The following is a 16,839-nucleotide window of genomic DNA, read 5'->3' on the forward strand; positions in this document are numbered from 1 at the left end:
TCAGCGTTCCCTAGAGCAAGATTGTGCAGGACGTTTCGAGGTCGAGCAGCGGCTTCGTCTCTTCATCGAGAGCAAAGACCGTCAGCGTCGCGCCGACCATCTCAAGCGACGTGAAGTAATTGCCGACATAGGTTTTGTAGACAACGAGACCTCGGCCGCTGATCTCGCTCTCGATCGTGTCGTTGAGAATGTAGAGTTCATTGAGCGGCGTGGCGCCCAGGCCAGAGACAAGAACAGCAACCTCGGTGCCTTCCGGAAGATTGTGATCGTCGAGCACGATCTTGCACATGTCCTTGGCCACCTCGACCGCAGTCTTGAGCGGCTCGACGCGCACGCCAGGCTCGCCGTGGTGGCCGATGCCGACTTCCATCGTACCCGGCTCGATCTGGAAATTCGGATGACCGACGGCCGGCAGGGTGCAAGGACCGAGACCGACGCCGATCGAGCGGCAATTGTCGATCGCCTTCTGCGCCGCGGCGCGAACCTCTTCGAGACTGCCGCCCTTGGTCGCCTTGGCACTGCCGATCTTCCACATGAAGATCTCGCCCGCAACGCCCCGGCGCTTTTCGCGTTCCGACAGCGGTGCCGAGCAGACGTCGTCATTGGCAACGACGGTCGCGACCTCGATGCCGTCCTTGGCGGCAAGTTTGGTCGCCATCTTCACGTTCATATTGTCGCCAGCATAGTTTCCATAGAGGCAGACGACGCCCGCGCCGCCATTGGCTTCGCGAATTGCATCGTGGAAGCTCTTGGCGGTCGGCGACGAGAACAGCTCGCCCACGGCGACGGCGTCCAGCATGTTCTTGCCAGTGTAGCCCATGAAACCGGGCTCGTGGCCAGAACCGCCACCCGTGATCACGCCAACCTTGCCTTTCACAGGCGCGTTCTTGGCGACGACAACACGCGGGTTTTCGGCAAGCCGCACGATATCGGAGTGGGCCTTGATGAAGCCCTTGACTGTATCCTCGACGACGAGATCGGGATTGTTGACGAACCGCTGCATGGGATCTCCTTAAAAATGTCCTGGCGCTCCGGCTCAGAGAATGGTGTAGCCGCCGTCGATCAGAAGATCGGCGCCGTTGATCATGTTCGCGCCGTCCGAAACCAGAAAGACGGCAGCGGCAGCGATTTCCTCGGGATAAGCGAAGCGGCCGGTGGGGATCCGCTTCTTGGCGGCCTCCCCCTTTTCGCCCGCCCAGGCCTTCTTGCCGAGTTCGGTCAGGACCACAGTTGGCGAGATAGTGTTGACGGTTATGCCGTACTTGCCCCATTCGGCGGCAAAGGTCTTCGACATACCGATGACGCCGAATTTCGAGGCGCAATAAGCCACGTGCTCTTCAATGGCCACGGTGCCAGCCTGCGACGCAAGATTGATGATCTTGCCGCCTTTACCGGCGGCGATCATGGCGCGGCCGGCAGCCTGCGTGACAAGAAAGCTGCCCTTGAGATTGATGTTGATCGTCTTGTCCCAATAGTCGAGCGACAGGTCTTCAGCAGGCGCCAGGAACACGACGCCGGCGCTGTTGACGGCAATGTCTATCTGGCCGAAAGCGGCGACCACGTCGGATATGGCGCGATTGACGGAATCAGGCTGCGAGACGTCACAGACGAAGAATTTAGCCCCATGACCAAGCGAAGCCGCCTTGGCGCTTGCGATATCGGCATTGATATCCAGGACAGCGACCGTGGCGCCCTTTGCAGTCAATGCATCGGATATCGCCGAGCCGATCCCGGACGCGGCACCCGTGACGACAGCGATCTTGCCGGTCAGGGGGAAATTGAGGTCAATCTGGGGAGAAGTGTCTGTCATCTCTTCAAGCCTTTGCGATGTGGATGCCGGGGCGGCGCGACGCCGCCCCGGCGGTGCATTTTTTACTTGCGGGATTCGAGCAGTTTGTCGGCATTTTCCTTGGTGACCGGCGTCCACGGGACGAGGTAGTCCTTGGATGCGCCCTCTTCCCACTTCATGTCAGGATACTGGGTCCAGATCGCCGATTCCGGCTTGGCGTCCTTGTTCGCAGCCTTGATGGCCACGTCGAGAGCACCCTGTGCCTGTGCGTTGGCGTCCTGCAGGATCGATGCCATCTCGCCACGCTTGACGGCATTGATCGCATCGGTAACGCCATCGACGCCAGCGATCGCGAAGTCTTCGACCTTCAGGTTGGCGGCCTTGATCGCTTCAATAGCGCCGAGCGCCATTTCGTCGTTCTGGCCGATGACGCCGTTGATCTGGCCGGGATGCGATGTCAGCCAGTTCTCCATCAGGGTCTGGGCTTCCGCACGCGACCAATTGGCTGTCTGCTTTTCGAGAACCTTGACGTCAGGGCACGCCTTCAGCGCCTTCTCGTTGCCTTCGAGGCGCTGGATCTGACCGGACTGGCCGATCGGGCCCTCGAGGATGACGAGGTTACCCTTGCAACCCATCTTGTCGAGAACGGCCTTGGCTTCCAGTTCACCGGCCTCGACGTCGTTCGATCCGACGTAGGAGGTCAGGAGATCGGAGTTGACGCGGGCGTTGGACCCGACGACCGGGATGCCGGCATCATGGGCGGCCTGAACAGCTGCGGCACCCGCCTCGACGTCCATCGGCACAAAGATGATCGCGTCGAACTTCTGAGTGATCATGGTGTTGAACTGTTCCTGCTGGACCAGCGCATCATAGCGGCCGTCGAATACTGTCAGCTCCACCTGGCCGCTCTTGACCGCCGGATGCTGCTTCAGCGCGGCCGACCAGATCTGCATGAATTCGGCATTGAGGCCGTAGGTCGTTGCACCGATCTTCAGCTTCTTGTCCTGCGCCATCGCCGGCGCGGCAAGGATCGCAGCGCTGGCGACGAGGGCGAGCATCAGTTTCTTCATGTTTTTCTCCTCCATAGAGATATCCGGTCGCCGTTATGACGCGCGGTTGGTCGACGGACCGCGGATGCGATCCGAATGATGAGGTCAGAGACCTTGATTTCGCTTCTGATCCAGCATGACGGCGCCGACGATAAGCGCGCCCTTGAGCACCTGCTGGTAGTAGGATTGGATACCGAGCAGATCGAGACCGTTGTTCATGACGCCGATGATCAGCGCCCCGATCAGCGTTCCCGTCACCCGGCCAACACCGCCCGAGAGGCTGGTGCCGCCAATGACGACGGCCGCGATGGCATCGAGCTCGTAGGCGATACCGGCTTGCGGCAGCGCAGATCCCGTGCGGGCCGAGAGCATCATTCCGGCGAGACCGGCGAGCGAGCCCGAGATGCAGTAGACCATGAAACGGATGCGGGTGACGTTGATGCCGGAGGTAATCGCCGCATGCGGATTGCCGCCGACCGCATAGATGTAGCGGCCAAAGCGGGTGCGAGTCAGAACCCACCAGGACACGATGAAGACGACGGCCAGGATCACCACCGGCATCGGCACGCCGAGAATGTTTCCGGTACCTATCCAGCGGAACTCGGGGATCAGCGCCGGGACAGGCTTGCCGCCACCATAGATCAGCGTCATGCCGCGTGCTGCCGACAACATGCCGAGCGTAGCGACGAAGGCCGGGACGGCAAAGCGCGAGACGATGAAGCCGACGACAGCGCCACAGGCCAGACCGACCGCGATACCGGCAATCAATGCGACGATGGCAGGGTACGGGGCACCCGCAATGCCGGCCGTTGCCGACGTCGTGACGAAGCTGGCGCTGATGATGCCGGCAAGCGCCACCACCGAACCGACCGACAGATCGATACCACGCGTCAGGATGACGAAGGTCATGCCGATCGCCAGCACGCCGTTGATGGATGTCTGCAGCAGCACGTTCGAGATGTTGCCGGCCGTCAGGAAGTACTCGTTCGACACCGACAGGATCACGGACAAGAGCAGGAAGGCGAGGAAGATGCCATATTCCTGGATGAGCAGCCTGCGGCGATCCGAGTTGAACCAGCCCGTCGTTGGTTTGTTATCTGTAAGGGACACTGTGTCTAACCTCTTCCCATGCCGATCCGTATTGAGAAATTCGCGGCGCACCTGTTACGTCGACAGATGCACCAGCGCTTGCGCGTCGGTTTCCACCCTCGGGTAGACGCCCGCCGAGCGGCCGTTGCGCATCACGAGAATGCGGTCGGACATGCCGAGCACCTCGTCTATCTCCGATGAAATCATCACCACCGTGCCTCCCGTGGCTGCGAACTCGCAGATGATCCGGTAGATTTCGCGCTTGGCGCCGACATCGACGCCGCGCGTCGGTTCGTCGAGCAGAAGCACCTTCGGGTTGCGCAGGAACCACTTGCCCAGCACGACCTTCTGCTGGTTGCCGCCTGATAGTCCCGAGACCGCCATGGTGTCGCGTGCGGTCTTGATGCCGAAACGCTCGATCATCTGCTGGCTGGCCGCCTGCTCGCGGCCGCGGCGCATGACGAAAGCCGGGCTGAACTCCGGCAGGCTGGCAAGCGCGATGTTGCCCCTGACGCTATCGACGAGATTGAGCCCTGTCAGCTTGCGATCCTCGGTGACGAGGGCAAGCCCTTGCTCTATGGCCTCGACAGGCTTGCTGACGGTGATCGCCTTGCCATCGAGCCTGATCTCGCCCCTATCCATCCGGTCGAGACCGAAGAGGCAGTTGAAGATCTCCGAACGGCCCGATCCCATCAGCCCGTAAATGCCGAAGATCTCGCCCTTCTTCACGGAGAACGATACGTCCTCGACCTTGCCGCTCGCCGTCAGCCCTAAAACCTCGAACCCCGTGACATCGGTGGGCGTGTTGGTCTTGATATATTCCTCGCCGAGTTCACGGCCGACGATCATCCGGATCAGTCCCGCGCGATCGATATCGGCAAGGTCACCCGCACCGATATACGAACCGTCACGGAACACGGTGTAGGCGTCGGCGATCTGGAAAATCTCCGACAGACGGTGAGAGACGTAGACCACGCCCTTGCCCGCGGCCTTCAACCGTTCGATCGTCTTGAAGAGTTGCTGTGCTTCCTTTTCGCCGATCGCTGAGGTCGGCTCATCCATGAAGATGACTTCCGCGTCATGGCTCAACGCCTTGGCGATTTCGACCAGCTGCATCTGCGCGACAGACAAATTCATCATGAACTGCGTTGGGCGGATGTTGAACTCGAGTTGCTCCAGCAGCCGCTGCGCATTCTGGTTCATGGTCTTGAAGTCGATGCCGCCGAAACGTCCTGACGGTTCACGGCCGAGATAGATGTTTTCCGCGACCGTCATGTGCGGCACCGGGCTGAGCTCCTGCTCAATGATCGCAATGCCGGATGCCAAAGCCGCCGCCGGACCGGAGAATTCCACGTCCACACCCCGTCGCCGGATAGACCCGGCGTCGCGCTTGTGGATACCCATTAAAATCTTGAGGAAGGTGGACTTTCCGGCGCCATTGCCACCGCATAGCGCATGCACGGATCCAGCCTTGAGCTGAAACCGGCCGTCGCGGAGCGCAGCGACGCCATTGAAGGACTTTGCCAGCCCTTCGACTTCAAGAAGATGTTCCACCCAAATTCCTCCCGCGATCGGGCCATCTCACGATGGACCGCATCACGCTCCATCTCCAATGGGGCGATTTTTACAAGTGTCAAATACATTTCGACAAATGTCAATCGAGCAATTTCACCTTGTGCATATCGCTTGAAGACGAGCGGAGCCGGCGTCCTCCCCTTTCAGATAAGTCCGGTTGAGAGAAACGCATTTGCTGACGAGTTGCCGCCGTTTCACGGCTACGGATTACATGACGAGCGCAATCACATCCTCTTGCGGCGAAGCCAGCGTCGTACACCTGAGATCAAACATTGATCGGTGAATACCAAGATCAGAACAGCCGCCTTCGAGCTTTCCCAGGTGGTTCGCTTTTCCAAACTGCGCGCAATCTGCGGCGTCGTGGAACGCGCCTTCACCTCGAAGAATCCCCGCTTGAGGAAATGCGGCGCCAGTTCGACGTCAATGTCTTCGGCGCTGTCGCAATCGCGAAGGCTTTCTTGCCAAGGTTCCGGCAACGGCGGCGCGGCTTCATCGTCAACGTCACCTCGATGGGCGGCATCATCACCATGCCCGGTATCGCCTACTATTGCGGCAGCAAATTCGCCTTGCAGGGAATATCGGAAGTGATGCGCTCGGAAATGGCACCATTCGGTGTGCATGTAACAGCGCTTTGCCCCGGTTCATTCCGTACCGACTGGGCGGGGCGGTCGATGGTCCGCTCTGCCCGATCGATTGGCGATTATGATGCTCTGTTTGATCCGATGCGAGAGAACCGGCAGGCAAAGAGTGGCAAGCAAACCGGCGATCCTGACAGGCTCGCGCGCGCCGTTCTTCAGTTGATCGAAAGCGATACGCCACCGCCGCAACTCTTGCTTGGAAGTGACGCTCTTCGCCTTGTTTCGGAAAGGCTGCGCACAATGGCGAAGGAGATCGAAGACTGGAGCGCCCTCAGCCGGTCAACTGACGGATAAACACCTCCTATAGCGGCGGGGCCACTGGCTGCCGGCCGCCATCAGCTTGACTGATGAGCCGACCTTCATTAGATCCCGTGTTGCACCGATCAAATCGATCCTGCCGTAGGCGTTACCGTCATCCAACGCGTCCTTTGTCGAGAAGGTCCCAGCAGGGAGAACTCGAACAACGAGGCGCGTGGTATCTATCTCTCCAGACACCGCAGCCATTTTCGACGAACAGCCAGGATGCTGGGCGCCGGTCTATGGCTTTGGACGCGAGGAAACGCCGCAGCCTTTCCGTTCAAATGCTTGGAAAGGGTCCAGCTATGAGAATTACTGACAATACGATACTGATTACCGGTGGCACCAGCGGTATCGGCCGTGGACTGGCGGAGGCTCTTCACGATCGGGGCAACTGCGTGATTGTCGCCGGCAGACGCAGGGACTTGATTGCCGATATCGTGTCCGCCCGACCTGATATCACCGCAGTACATCTTGACCTCAACGACCCACGATCGTTGCAAGACGCAGTGCGTGTTCTCGGTGAACGCTTCCCCACGCTCAATGTGGTGATTGCCAATGCCGGAATCTCGCGGACCGAAGACATGACGTCTGACACATGGGATATCTCATCGTCGGTGGACGTGATCCAGACTAACATTGTCGGCGTGATACGCACTGTCGCGGCTTTCCTGCCTGTTCTGAAGGCCCAACCGAATGCCACCATCATGGCAACAAGCTCTGCTCTCGCCTTTCTGCCGCGGGCAGAGTTTGCCACCTACTGCGCCAGCAAGGCCTTCCTGCATTCGTGGCTGACGTCGTTGCGTCATCAGCTGCGGAGGTTGCCGATCGAGGTTCTCGAACTTTCCCCGCCCTATGTGCAGACGGAGTTGACCGGCCTTGCTCAAGCAGCCGATCCGCGCGCCATGCCACTCGCCTCTTACATCTGCGAGGTCATGTCCATGCTTGAAAACGGACAGCACCCGCGTGGCGAGCTGCTCCTGGAGCGGGATCAAGCCCGCCGCTGGGCCGAGCGTGACGGGACGTTCGACAGCATCTTCGCGGCCATGAATCCCGCCTGAGCTTATCCGGGCGCGGCATATCCAAATGTAACAAGGCGCACAGTCACAACGCGCGTCTTGTGCACGCCATCGCAGGCTGTACGCGGGCAAGTTATAATGTTCCTGCCAAATCATTATAACCCCCCCGTTGACTTCTCGTATCGGCGCTATAATGTTTTTGTCAGAAAATTATAACTCCGGTTCGGTGCTGAGAAGGCTACAAGCAGGAACGGCCATGTCGAAAATCAAACAAGTCGATATTAGCTACCGGACAATGTTCGCAGAGCTCGTCGAGCGCTCGCTCGATGCCCAATTCCAGGCAGACTTTCCCTTGGAGGGCCGGTTCGTGACCGTACCGGTCAAGGATCGCAATTACTGGTACTTCGACCTGCCCACTCCTGGCGGCAAAGACAAGCGAAGCTATGTCGGCCCGCACCACGATGAAGCGATCACCGCCCGAGTGAATGCCCACATGGAACTAAAGGATTCGATTCGTGACCGGAGGCGAATGGTAAGCACATTGCGCCGCGCTGGTCTTCCAGGCCCCGATCCGTTTGCCGGAGACGTCACGCAGGCGCTTGCAAATGCAGGGTTATTCCGCCTGCGCGCAGTTCTGATAGGGTCCGTCGCTTTCAGCGCCTATGCAGGCATTCTCGGCGTTCGCTTACCATCCTCGGCCATGCAGACCGGCGATGCTGACTTTGCACAGGACTTCGCGATTTCGGCGGAGGTAGGCGACAGCCTGCCTCCCGTCCTGGAAATCCTCCGGTCAATCGATAGCGGCTTTCGCCCGGTTCCCCACCAGGGGGACAAGGCCAAGGTTGTCGCCTTCCAGAATGCGAGGGGATACCGGGTGGAATTTCTCACCGGCAATCGCGGATCAGCCGAACACACGGGCAAGCCCTCGCCGATGCCCGCTCTTGGCGGCGCTTCCGCAGAAAATCTAAGGTTTCTCGACTACCTCATCTACGAACCCGTGCGCACCGTTCTCCTGCATCGAGAGGGGGTGAATGTGCTGGTTCCTGCTCCGGAGCGTTTTGCTGTCCATAAGCTCATCGTCGCTTCGCGGAGGCTCGGAGATGCGCTCGGGCGCGCAAAGGCCGACAAGGAACTTTCTCAGGCGGCCCTGCTGTTTGAGGCACTCGTTGAAACGCGACAGGGCGACGTTGTTGCAGATGCCTGGCAAGAGGCGTGGGATCGCGGCGCAGCCTGGAAAGAAGGCATCTCCAAGGGCTTTCTCAGGCTAGCTGAAAACGGCGTCGCCGCTTTAAGAGCCGCGCTCGGCCCGCAGCAGCTCAAAGGCGTCATGAGTGGTGATAGTTCCTACCCGTGACATACGGTCGCATCGAAGGCCCGGTCGAACGCACTCATGTCGCTGTTGGTCGACAATGGCTGCGCGAGCCCAAACTCCGCTGATACCTCTCGCTGGATTGTGGAACCAAGCCCTATCCGGTCCGTTCTCTCACCTCAAGGAGAGGACACAACCATGCCGGAAACCAATCGCCCAATACCGCCGCAACCTGAGCAGCAGCAACCGCCGCCTGGGCTGACAAGATTGATGAAGCCCGCGCCTGATCACGGCGAGGAGAGCTACAAAGGCAACGGCAGGCTCAAGGGAAAGGTAGCGCTGATTACGGGCGCAGATTCCGGCATCGGTCGTGCCGTGGCGATCGCCTTTGCGCGTGAAGGCGCCGATGTCCTGATCTCATATCTCAGCGAAGACGAAGATGCCGTGGAAACGGCGAGATGGGTCGAAGAAGCTGGTAGCCGTGCCTTGGCCGTTGCCGGCGACATCACCTCAGAAAGTCACTGCATTGCTCTCGTCGAACGAACCGTCAGGGAGTTCGGAGGCATCGATATTCTTGTCAACAACGCAGCCTTCCAGCGCACCTACGCTGCAATCGGCGACATCACCGAGGAGGAATGGGACGAGACGTTTCGCACGAACATATATGCCCCTTTCTTCCTCGCAAAGGCTGCCGTGCCTCACATGAAACCTGGCGCCAGCATCATCAACACCACGTCCATCCAATCGCGCCAACCCTCCTCCCATCTTCTGGCCTATGCCTCCACCAAAGGCGCGGTTTCGAACTTCACCGCGGGCCTTGCCGAAATGTTGGCGGAAAAGGGCATACGCGTGAACGCGGTCGCACCCGGCCCGATCTGGACCCCACTTATCCCTTCGACCATGCCGCCAGATAAGACTCAGGATTTCGGCAAAAAGACGCTGATTGGCCGCGCTGGCCAACCGGCCGAACTCGCCGGGGCATATGTGTTGCTGGCCTCGGCTGAGGGTAGCTATATGACCGGCGCCATTATTCCGGTCACGGGCGGCGAGATCATGATTTGAGCGCGGCACCGTCGTCAGAAAAGCTCAGGGGCAAAACCCAGCCGAAATTCGACAGTCTAGAGTTCGCCGCTGGAATAGCGCGCGGTTTTGCAGGCGCACTGCTTTTTGCCCTGCCGATGTTGATGACTATGGAGATGTGGGAACTCGGGTTCTACATGGACCGCACGAGACTGCTGCTTCTCCTCGTCATCAATATCCCGCTGCTCATCTTTCTGTCTGACCGCATTGGCTTCGAGACAACGTCTACCTGGAGCGAAGCGGTCCGAGACGCGAGCATCGCCTACGGCCTTGGCATCGTCTGCAGTGCTCTTATCTTGTCCGCAATGGGCATCCTCCGGAATGACCAGTCTGCGCACGAGGTCATCGGCATGATTGCCATCCAGGCAGTGCCGTCGAGCATCGGAGCAATGCTGGGGCGCAGCCAGCTTGGCGGGCAGTCCGATGAGATTGATGATCACGGTGACGGAGATGACCCGGTGGATAGCCGGGAGACGAGCTATGCAGGCGAACTGTTCTTGATGGCTGTCGGCGCCCTTTTCCTCGCGCTTAACGTGGCGCCGACCGAGGAAATGATCCTCCTCTCCTACAAAATGTCGCCCTGGCACGCATTGGCTATCATCGTGGCGTCTCTGGCGATAATGCATGGCTTCGTCTACACCCTGTCGTTCCACGGAAGCCATGACCTTGCCGAGGGGACGCCTGGGTGGCACGCCTTTGTCCGCTTCACCCTGCCAGGCTATGTCATCGCTCTCGCTATCAGCGGCTTTTGTCTGTGGACGTTTCACCGGATCGACGACACTTCTACGACACAGGCGTTGATGACAACTGTGATCTTGAGTTTCCCGGGCGCTATTGGCGCGGCTGCTGCGCGGCTGATTTTATGAGGCAGGCATGACCAAGATATCGAGATCTTCAAACATCGAAAATGCCGAACCGCATTGGATTGAATGGTTGACCGGCCTCGTCTCGGCAGCCCTCGTGATCGTGCTGATTACCTGGATCGGCAAGGACGCGCTGATGGATAAAGACAGCTCTCCTGACCTTGAGGCGGCTGTCGTCCGGACGGAACAACGCAGCACCGGCTATCAGGTTTTGTTCGAAATGAGCAACAAGGCCAGCGCCACGGCCGCCGACGTGACGGTGCGAGGTGAACTACAGGACGGAAAAGCCATCATCGAGAGTGTCGAAACCGTGCTTGCCTATGTTCCAGGCCAGTCCAAAACGAGGGGCGGTTTGATCTTCGAGAATAACCCTGCCGGAAAGACGGTGGTTGTCAAAGCCTCGGCCTACAACGAGCCGTGAAGCTGGTCACGCGGCAAGTTCGATTGCTTTCAGCTCAGTTCCAGGGCTGAACGCGGGATGATCTTTGCGGGGTTCGGGGCATTGGTGCGTGCGATAATCGAGCCGATCGATATCTCTCACGGATGCCGGCATCAGCTGGTCGGGTCGACGCCTTTACGAATCAATGTTGCTTTCTTGGGAGCGTTTTGTCAGCGCTACGGCGTTGCGCCAACCACCAGCGGTGGGTGATCCAAAAGGATAGCGCCCCCGCACGACCAGGTCGATTAACGCTCTTAAGACGTGGCCCGTAGGAAGGCAGGGATCGATTGCCCCCGATCTGGGCGTTCCCTGCGCAGCCGGTCGATGCGATTATCAAGCAGCCGGGTCATGGGCGCAACGGGCGTCGAGCTGTTACAACGATGCGACCCGGCGGGAACGGTAGCCTTACACGCCAGTTATCCTTACAATTCTGGAATAGAGATCCATAAATGCAAGGTTGATTAAACGTAGAATTGCAAGCAGACTCCTGAATGCCCTTGACGAAAGTCCTGCTGTTGCCCTGCTCGGGCCTCGTCAGGTCGGCAAGACAACGTTGGCCATCGATATTGGCAAAACCCGACCCTCCATCTATCTCGACCTTGAGACGGAGGCAGACCGGGCCAAACTGTCGGAACCCGAGCTCTATCTTAAAAATCATGCCGATAAGCTGGCCATCCTAGATGAAGTTCATCGTCTACCGGGTGTGTTCCAGATCCTGCGCGGCTTAATCGACCGCAACCGCCGGGCGGGACGGCGCGCCGACCAGTTCATGCTGCTTGGCTCAGCCTCCGTCGATCTTCTCAAACAGTCTGGCGAAACACTGGCCGGCCGCATCGCTTGTCTCGAAATGCAGCCTGTCGACGGAACGGAAGTTCCGGCAGATGCGCTTGATACGCTTTGGCTGCGGGGTGGTTTCCTTGATAGTCTCCTTGCCTCCAGCGATGGTGCGAGCATGCGCTGGAGACGGGATTTCATTCGCACTACCTTGAACGAGATATCCGCTTCTCGGACGGCGCATACCCGCCGAAACGCTGAGACTGTTCTGGACCATGCTCGCACACCAAAGGCCGGGCTCCTCAATGCAGCCGAACTCGTCTGCGCTCTGGGGGTCGATGGCAAAACCATCGCTTCCTATCTGGATCTGCTCGTCGAGCTGCTTCTCGTGCGCCGCCTCGAACCGTGGCATAGCCCAACATTAAAAGCGACCCTCTATGCGGGTCGCCGAACCGCCGCCGCGCCACCGCGCCTGCGGATCGTTCGAAACTTCCGAACAGCAGAATTTCTTTTTGCCGACTAATCCGAACGTGCGTCCTGCAGTAAACCATTGTCATCGACCCCGACATCGAGGCCGTCTTTCAACAACGCAAAAGGAAATCGTCATGTCCAGACTTGCTAACAAGACCGCCCTCATCACCGGGGGCACCAGTGGTATCGGCTTCGAAACAGCCCGCCAATTCGTGGCCGAAGGCGCGCGCGTCGCCGTGACCGGCAGCAGCGCCGCCGGTGTCGAGAAAGCCCGCAGGGAGCTTGGCGGCGACGTCATCGTCATCCAGTCTGACGCGGGCGACGTCTCTGGTCAAAAGGAGGTTGTCGATCAGGTCACGACAGCCTTCGGTCATCTCGACATCCTGTTCGTCAACGCGGGCGTCGCACAGTTCGGTCCGGTCGAAAGCTGGTCGGAAGCGGACTTCGACAACTCGTTCGCAACGAACGTCAAGGGTCCCTACTTCCTGATCCAGGCGCTTCTGCCGATCTTCTCGAAAGGCGCCTCGGTTGTGTTAAACACGTCAATCAACGCCCATATCGGCATGCCGAACTCGAGCGTCTACTCGCTAACCAAGGGCGCGCTTCTGACACTGGCAAAGACGCTGTCGGGCGAGCTGGTGGGCCGCGGCATTCGGGTCAACGCCGTCAGCCCCGGCCCTATCGCGACACCGCTTTACGGAAAGCTCGGCATGTCGGAAGCGGAAATGAAGACAATGGCCGAAGGCGTGCAGAAGCAGATCCCGGTCGGTCGTTTCGGAGACGTGTTGGAGGTTGCAAAGACCGTGGTCTTCTTCGCATCTGACGAAGCCTCCTATATCGTCGGCAGCGAGCTCGTCATCGACGGCGGCATGAGCAATCTTTAACCGGCACCCAACTTCACAGGAGCAGAACATGCAAATCGATCTCAAAGGCAAGACCGCCCTGGTGACGGGGTCCACGGAGGGCATAGGCTACGCCATCGCCCGTCAGCTCGCCAGAGCCGGCGCGGACGTCGTTGTCAACGGCAGGTCCGAAGACAAGACCGAGAAAGCAGCAGGACGGCTGAGAAGCGAAGGCGCCAAGGGCATTGTGACGGGGGTGGCGGCCGATCTCGCCACCGCCGAAGGGTGCGCAAAACTCGTGGCAAAGGTGCCGCTGGTCGACATCCTCATCAACAATGCCGGCATCTTCCAGCCAAGCGATTTCTTTGACACCACGGACGAGGTCTGGGACCGTCACTGGCAGGTGAACGTGATGTCTGCAGTCCGGCTGTCCCGCGCCTATCTCCCAGGCATGCAAGAAGCAAACTGGGGCCGCGTCATCTTCATCGCATCGGAATCCGGCTTCAACATTCCGGTGGAAATGATCCACTACGGCGTCAGCAAGACGGCCGACATCGCTGTCGCGCGCGGGCTTGCCAAACGAATGGCAGGCACTGGAGTTACCGTAAACTCGGTTCTCCCTGGTCCCACCCTTTCAGAAGGCGTCGAAGCAATGCTTGCCGCCGAGCGAGAAAAGACCGGAAAGTCGATTGAGGAGGTCGCTGCCGACTTCGTCAAGCAGCACCGGAGCAGCTCCCTCATTCAGCGCGCGGCCAGCGTCGAGGAGATCGCGAATATCGTCACCTATCTGTCCTCGCCATTGGCATCAGCCACGACTGGGGCTTCGATGCGAGTGGACGGCGGCCTTATCGACACGCTCTGAAGATCAGACACGCCGAAGTGAACCAGGGCCTCTGCGAACAGCAGAGGCTTCCTCTCGTCACGAAATCGCGAGGTCCCTACCGTGGAACTCGTCGCGAAATTCCTGTGCTCGCTTTTTGTCGGGCGCAGTAACGATGACGAACCGGCGGCCGGCCTCCGGCGTCTCCTGGTGGGCAAGATCGATCATCCAGATCGTGTTCGCCGACCTTTGGGTCATTTCGATGAGTTTCTCCATGACGGGATCGTCTTCGTCCTCGACACCGAATGTTGTCTCATACGCGAAGGTTTCTTGCGCGGGAGAACCCCTAATCTGCTCCCGCAGCCAGTCCCAAAGGTTTTCGAAGTCAACCGGGAACGGAGAGAACTCGACGTTCACCTGGACGACGTCTCTAGCAAAGACGACCTCGCCATCGTAGAAGGCATGCATTGCCAGGAAATATTCGGAAAGCTCCATATGATCTGAAAGGGCCTCGCGCAGCGTCTTGAGGTTAGAGGTTGTCTGGAACATTCAGGTCTCCGTGTAGACGTTTTAAGATAGGTCGATGCTGAAACGCGACCGGTTTCCGAACATCTATCCTCGCGTGATGTCATGCGGCTTCGGATAGGAAGCTTCGTGGCGGGATGGCAGCACGTTGGCGGCGAGGACGGCCAACGTAAGCACGACGATCGAAGTGGCGATCAAAACAATCTTCATCCGGAATCTCCTATCCTCCCGATAGAACCATTGCGAGGCTGGCTGGTTCCGTCACCGGCTGCGCCATGTCGCGCTCGCTCGTCCGAAAGATGAACTTGGTCTGGCCGCCGGAGTTCTCCCCTCAGAATTCGGAAGGAGACCTGCAATGACCACGAAATCGAGCCCCAATTCCGACAAGCTTCCCCCGAGGACCTTGAACAAAGACACGCAGCACTAAGCAATTCCTCACTCCAGCATAGACGACCGCCGGGCTCCGCCCGTGAACATGGGCACCAGCCGCGTAGCCGGAGACGTCTTGACCGAGGCCGATTCGAAGACTGGTCGTGCAGATCCCAACAGTCGTATCCCCGCCCCGCAGACGGCCAACCGGGAGTGAAACAGTTGCTTGAACACCGACGAGCTGCAATCCGACGACGAGACGGTGGGAAGCGCGGTCGAGACAAGAAGCAAGAGCGGAAGTACGACCCGTGCGACCGGCGACATCCAAATAGAAGGAAGCTTTAACGGTAGCGCAACACCGGCCAAAAGATTTTCGCTCTCCAGGGCGGCCAAGGCCTTCCTGACCGTTCCGCTTCACCTGTAGTGGTGACGGAAGAGTAGGCCCTACGAATTCTGCGCGGACCTGGAACAGGGCGACGGCGACCAGGAACGCAAGGACGACGCCGATTTCTCGTGAGGCGGCTCGCGCAGCCAAAACACGGTTAAACCTGATGCCCTGTACATTCTCCTCGTCAGCGTATTCGCCTTCGAACTCGCTCAGCGCGGTTGCCGTGCAAACGAGGAAATGATCCACGAAGCGGGCAAGAACAGCTTTCCGAAGCGCAGGGAAGGAGCGCGCTAAGAGCGTTAAAGACCGGCAGTTCAACCGTTGGGCCGAATGACAACCTTAACGCAGCCGTCTTCTTTATCACGAAAGGTTTTGTAGGCATCCGGCCCCTCTTCGAGACCGATGCGATGCGTAATCAGGAAGGACGGGTCAATTTTTTCGTCGATGATCAGCTTCATTAGGGGTTCGAGATAGCGTTGCACATGGGTCTGGCCAGTCTTCAACGTCAGGCCCTTAGCAACGAGTGCGCCGAGCGGTGCGGGCACGGCAGGTCCTACGAAGACACCCGGGAGCGACACGGTGCCGCCTGGACGGCACGCGAGGATCGCTTGGCTCAGGGCGTAAGGCCGCTCCGTTGACGTCAGTTTGGTCTGCAGGCTCTCCATCATCCCACCGGCGCCGTGGCTTTCCAACCCGACTGCCTCGATCACGGCGTCCGGCCCCTGCCCACCCGTCATCTCGACGATTTTTTGCTGAAGGTCGTCGTCCGTGTAATCGAGCGTTTCGGCACCCGCCTGACGCGCCAGCGCCAGACGCTCGAGCACGGTGTCGACCGCAATGACGCGTTCGGCGCCCAGGAGGAACGCCGATTTGATTGCAAAGAGGCCGACGGGACCGCATCCGAAAACGGCGACCGTCTGCCCCGGTTGAATGTCGCAATTTTCCGCCGCCATGTAGCCGGTCGGGAAGATATCGGAGAGGAAGAGAACCTGCTCATCACTTAAACCGTCGGGCACCTTGATAGGGCCGACATCGGCAAAGGGCACGCGCAGATACTGCGCCTGCCCGCCGGGGAACCGGCCGTACATGTCGGAATAGCCGAAAAGCCCTGCAGTCGGATAACCGATCTGCTCGGCCTGTTTAGCGCCGGACGGATTCGACCGCTGGCACAACGAAAACAGGCTGCGTTGGCACATCGAGCACTCGCCGCAGGAAATCGTGAAGGGAACGACGACGCGGTCGCCGACCTTAAGTTTGGAATTGCCGCGGCCGACCTCGACGACCTCGCCCATCGTCTCGTGGCCCATGACATCGCCAGCATGCATGCCCGGAACGAAACCGCCGTAAAGGTGCAGGTCGGAACCGCATATGGCACAGCTCGTCACCTTGATGATCGCATCGCGCTCGTTCTGGATAATCGGATCGTCGACTTCTTCGCAACGAATGTCTCCGCTACCGTGCCAGGTCAAAGCCTTCATGTCGTTCTCCTCGGCGCGTTTTTCT

At 59.3% G+C, this 16,839-nt stretch carries 18 protein-coding genes and 1 pseudogene; 10 read left to right on the plus strand and 9 right to left on the minus strand.

Annotation, left to right across the window (positions count from 1 at the left end):
• Nucleotides 1-10 precede the first annotated feature (10 nt).
• The 6 genes from AC1DNK_RS24080 to AC1DNK_RS24105 form a co-directional block, all read right to left on the minus strand.
• A complete protein-coding gene (locus AC1DNK_RS24080) occupies nucleotides 11-1,003 on the minus strand; it encodes a dihydroxyacetone kinase subunit DhaK (RefSeq protein WP_477943689.1) in 993 nt (330 codons plus the stop codon).
• Nucleotides 1,004-1,036: 33 nt separating this feature from the next.
• Nucleotides 1,037-1,810 carry an SDR family oxidoreductase gene (locus AC1DNK_RS24085; protein ID WP_112517603.1) on the minus strand — a complete coding sequence of 258 codons (774 nt, stop codon included), beginning with the start codon at nucleotides 1,808-1,810 and terminating at the stop codon, nucleotides 1,037-1,039.
• A gap of 62 nt (nucleotides 1,811-1,872) precedes the next feature.
• On the minus strand, nucleotides 1,873-2,859 hold the full coding sequence (locus AC1DNK_RS24090) for a substrate-binding domain-containing protein (RefSeq protein ID WP_112386871.1): 987 nt from the start codon (nucleotides 2,857-2,859) through the stop codon (nucleotides 1,873-1,875).
• Between the two features lie 84 nt (nucleotides 2,860-2,943).
• Entirely contained in the window at nucleotides 2,944-3,948 is a 1,005-nt protein-coding gene (locus AC1DNK_RS24095) for an ABC transporter permease (protein ID WP_477943690.1), read from the minus strand.
• Nucleotides 3,949-4,002: 54 nt separating this feature from the next.
• Nucleotides 4,003-5,481 (minus strand): sugar ABC transporter ATP-binding protein, encoded by a 1,479-nt coding sequence (locus tag AC1DNK_RS24100; RefSeq protein WP_477943691.1) that lies wholly within the window; start codon nucleotides 5,479-5,481, stop codon nucleotides 4,003-4,005.
• A 245-nt stretch (nucleotides 5,482-5,726) separates the two neighbouring features.
• On the minus strand, nucleotides 5,727-5,978 hold the full coding sequence (locus AC1DNK_RS24105; protein WP_477943761.1) for a hypothetical protein: 252 nt from the start codon (nucleotides 5,976-5,978) through the stop codon (nucleotides 5,727-5,729).
• Here AC1DNK_RS24105 and AC1DNK_RS24110 point away from each other — a divergent pair.
• From AC1DNK_RS24110 to AC1DNK_RS24150, 9 genes and pseudogenes are all read left to right on the plus strand, one after another.
• Nucleotides 5,880-6,434 (plus strand): annotated as a pseudogene (locus AC1DNK_RS24110) (oxidoreductase); the annotation flags it as partial. The gene AC1DNK_RS24105 and the pseudogene AC1DNK_RS24110 overlap by 99 nt on opposite strands.
• 308 nt (nucleotides 6,435-6,742) lie before the next feature.
• On the plus strand, nucleotides 6,743-7,498 hold the full coding sequence (locus tag AC1DNK_RS24115) for an SDR family oxidoreductase (protein ID WP_477943692.1): 756 nt from the start codon (nucleotides 6,743-6,745) through the stop codon (nucleotides 7,496-7,498).
• Between the two features lie 214 nt (nucleotides 7,499-7,712).
• Nucleotides 7,713-8,810 carry a nucleotidyltransferase family protein gene (locus tag AC1DNK_RS24120; RefSeq protein WP_477943756.1) on the plus strand — a complete coding sequence of 366 codons (1,098 nt, stop codon included), beginning with the start codon at nucleotides 7,713-7,715 and terminating at the stop codon, nucleotides 8,808-8,810.
• Between the two features lie 153 nt (nucleotides 8,811-8,963).
• On the plus strand, nucleotides 8,964-9,827 hold the full coding sequence (locus AC1DNK_RS24125; RefSeq protein ID WP_477943693.1) for an SDR family oxidoreductase: 864 nt from the start codon (nucleotides 8,964-8,966) through the stop codon (nucleotides 9,825-9,827).
• Nucleotides 9,824-10,711 carry a TIGR02587 family membrane protein gene (locus tag AC1DNK_RS24130; RefSeq protein ID WP_112386863.1) on the plus strand — a complete coding sequence of 296 codons (888 nt, stop codon included), beginning with the start codon at nucleotides 9,824-9,826 and terminating at the stop codon, nucleotides 10,709-10,711. The genes AC1DNK_RS24125 and AC1DNK_RS24130 overlap by 4 nt, the downstream gene beginning before the upstream one ends.
• 67 nt (nucleotides 10,712-10,778) lie before the next feature.
• Nucleotides 10,779-11,129, plus strand: coding sequence for a hypothetical protein (locus AC1DNK_RS24135; protein WP_477943694.1), 351 nt, complete (start codon nucleotides 10,779-10,781; stop codon nucleotides 11,127-11,129).
• Between the two features lie 475 nt (nucleotides 11,130-11,604).
• A complete protein-coding gene (locus AC1DNK_RS24140) occupies nucleotides 11,605-12,444 on the plus strand; it encodes an ATP-binding protein (protein WP_477943695.1) in 840 nt (279 codons plus the stop codon).
• 82 nt (nucleotides 12,445-12,526) lie between these two features.
• Entirely contained in the window at nucleotides 12,527-13,276 is a 750-nt protein-coding gene (locus AC1DNK_RS24145; RefSeq protein ID WP_477943696.1) for an SDR family oxidoreductase, read from the plus strand.
• Between the two features lie 28 nt (nucleotides 13,277-13,304).
• Nucleotides 13,305-14,096 carry an SDR family NAD(P)-dependent oxidoreductase gene (locus tag AC1DNK_RS24150; protein WP_477943697.1) on the plus strand — a complete coding sequence of 264 codons (792 nt, stop codon included), beginning with the start codon at nucleotides 13,305-13,307 and terminating at the stop codon, nucleotides 14,094-14,096.
• A gap of 57 nt (nucleotides 14,097-14,153) precedes the next feature.
• Here AC1DNK_RS24150 and AC1DNK_RS24155 read toward each other — a convergent pair whose 3' ends face one another.
• Nucleotides 14,154-14,603 (minus strand): hypothetical protein, encoded by a 450-nt coding sequence (locus AC1DNK_RS24155; protein WP_477943698.1) that lies wholly within the window; start codon nucleotides 14,601-14,603, stop codon nucleotides 14,154-14,156.
• Between the two features lie 63 nt (nucleotides 14,604-14,666).
• On the minus strand, nucleotides 14,667-14,789 hold the full coding sequence (locus AC1DNK_RS24160) for a hypothetical protein (RefSeq protein WP_477943699.1): 123 nt from the start codon (nucleotides 14,787-14,789) through the stop codon (nucleotides 14,667-14,669).
• A gap of 385 nt (nucleotides 14,790-15,174) precedes the next feature.
• On the opposite strand from AC1DNK_RS24160, the gene AC1DNK_RS24165 reads away from it, so the two are divergent.
• Entirely contained in the window at nucleotides 15,175-15,372 is a 198-nt protein-coding gene (locus AC1DNK_RS24165; protein WP_477943700.1) for a hypothetical protein, read from the plus strand.
• A gap of 278 nt (nucleotides 15,373-15,650) precedes the next feature.
• Here AC1DNK_RS24165 and AC1DNK_RS24170 read toward each other — a convergent pair whose 3' ends face one another.
• Entirely contained in the window at nucleotides 15,651-16,814 is a 1,164-nt protein-coding gene (locus AC1DNK_RS24170) for a zinc-dependent alcohol dehydrogenase (RefSeq protein ID WP_477943701.1), read from the minus strand.
• Nucleotides 16,815-16,839 lie beyond the last annotated feature (25 nt).

It is taken from the genome of Rhizobium sp. 01N424 (assembly GCF_056399485.1).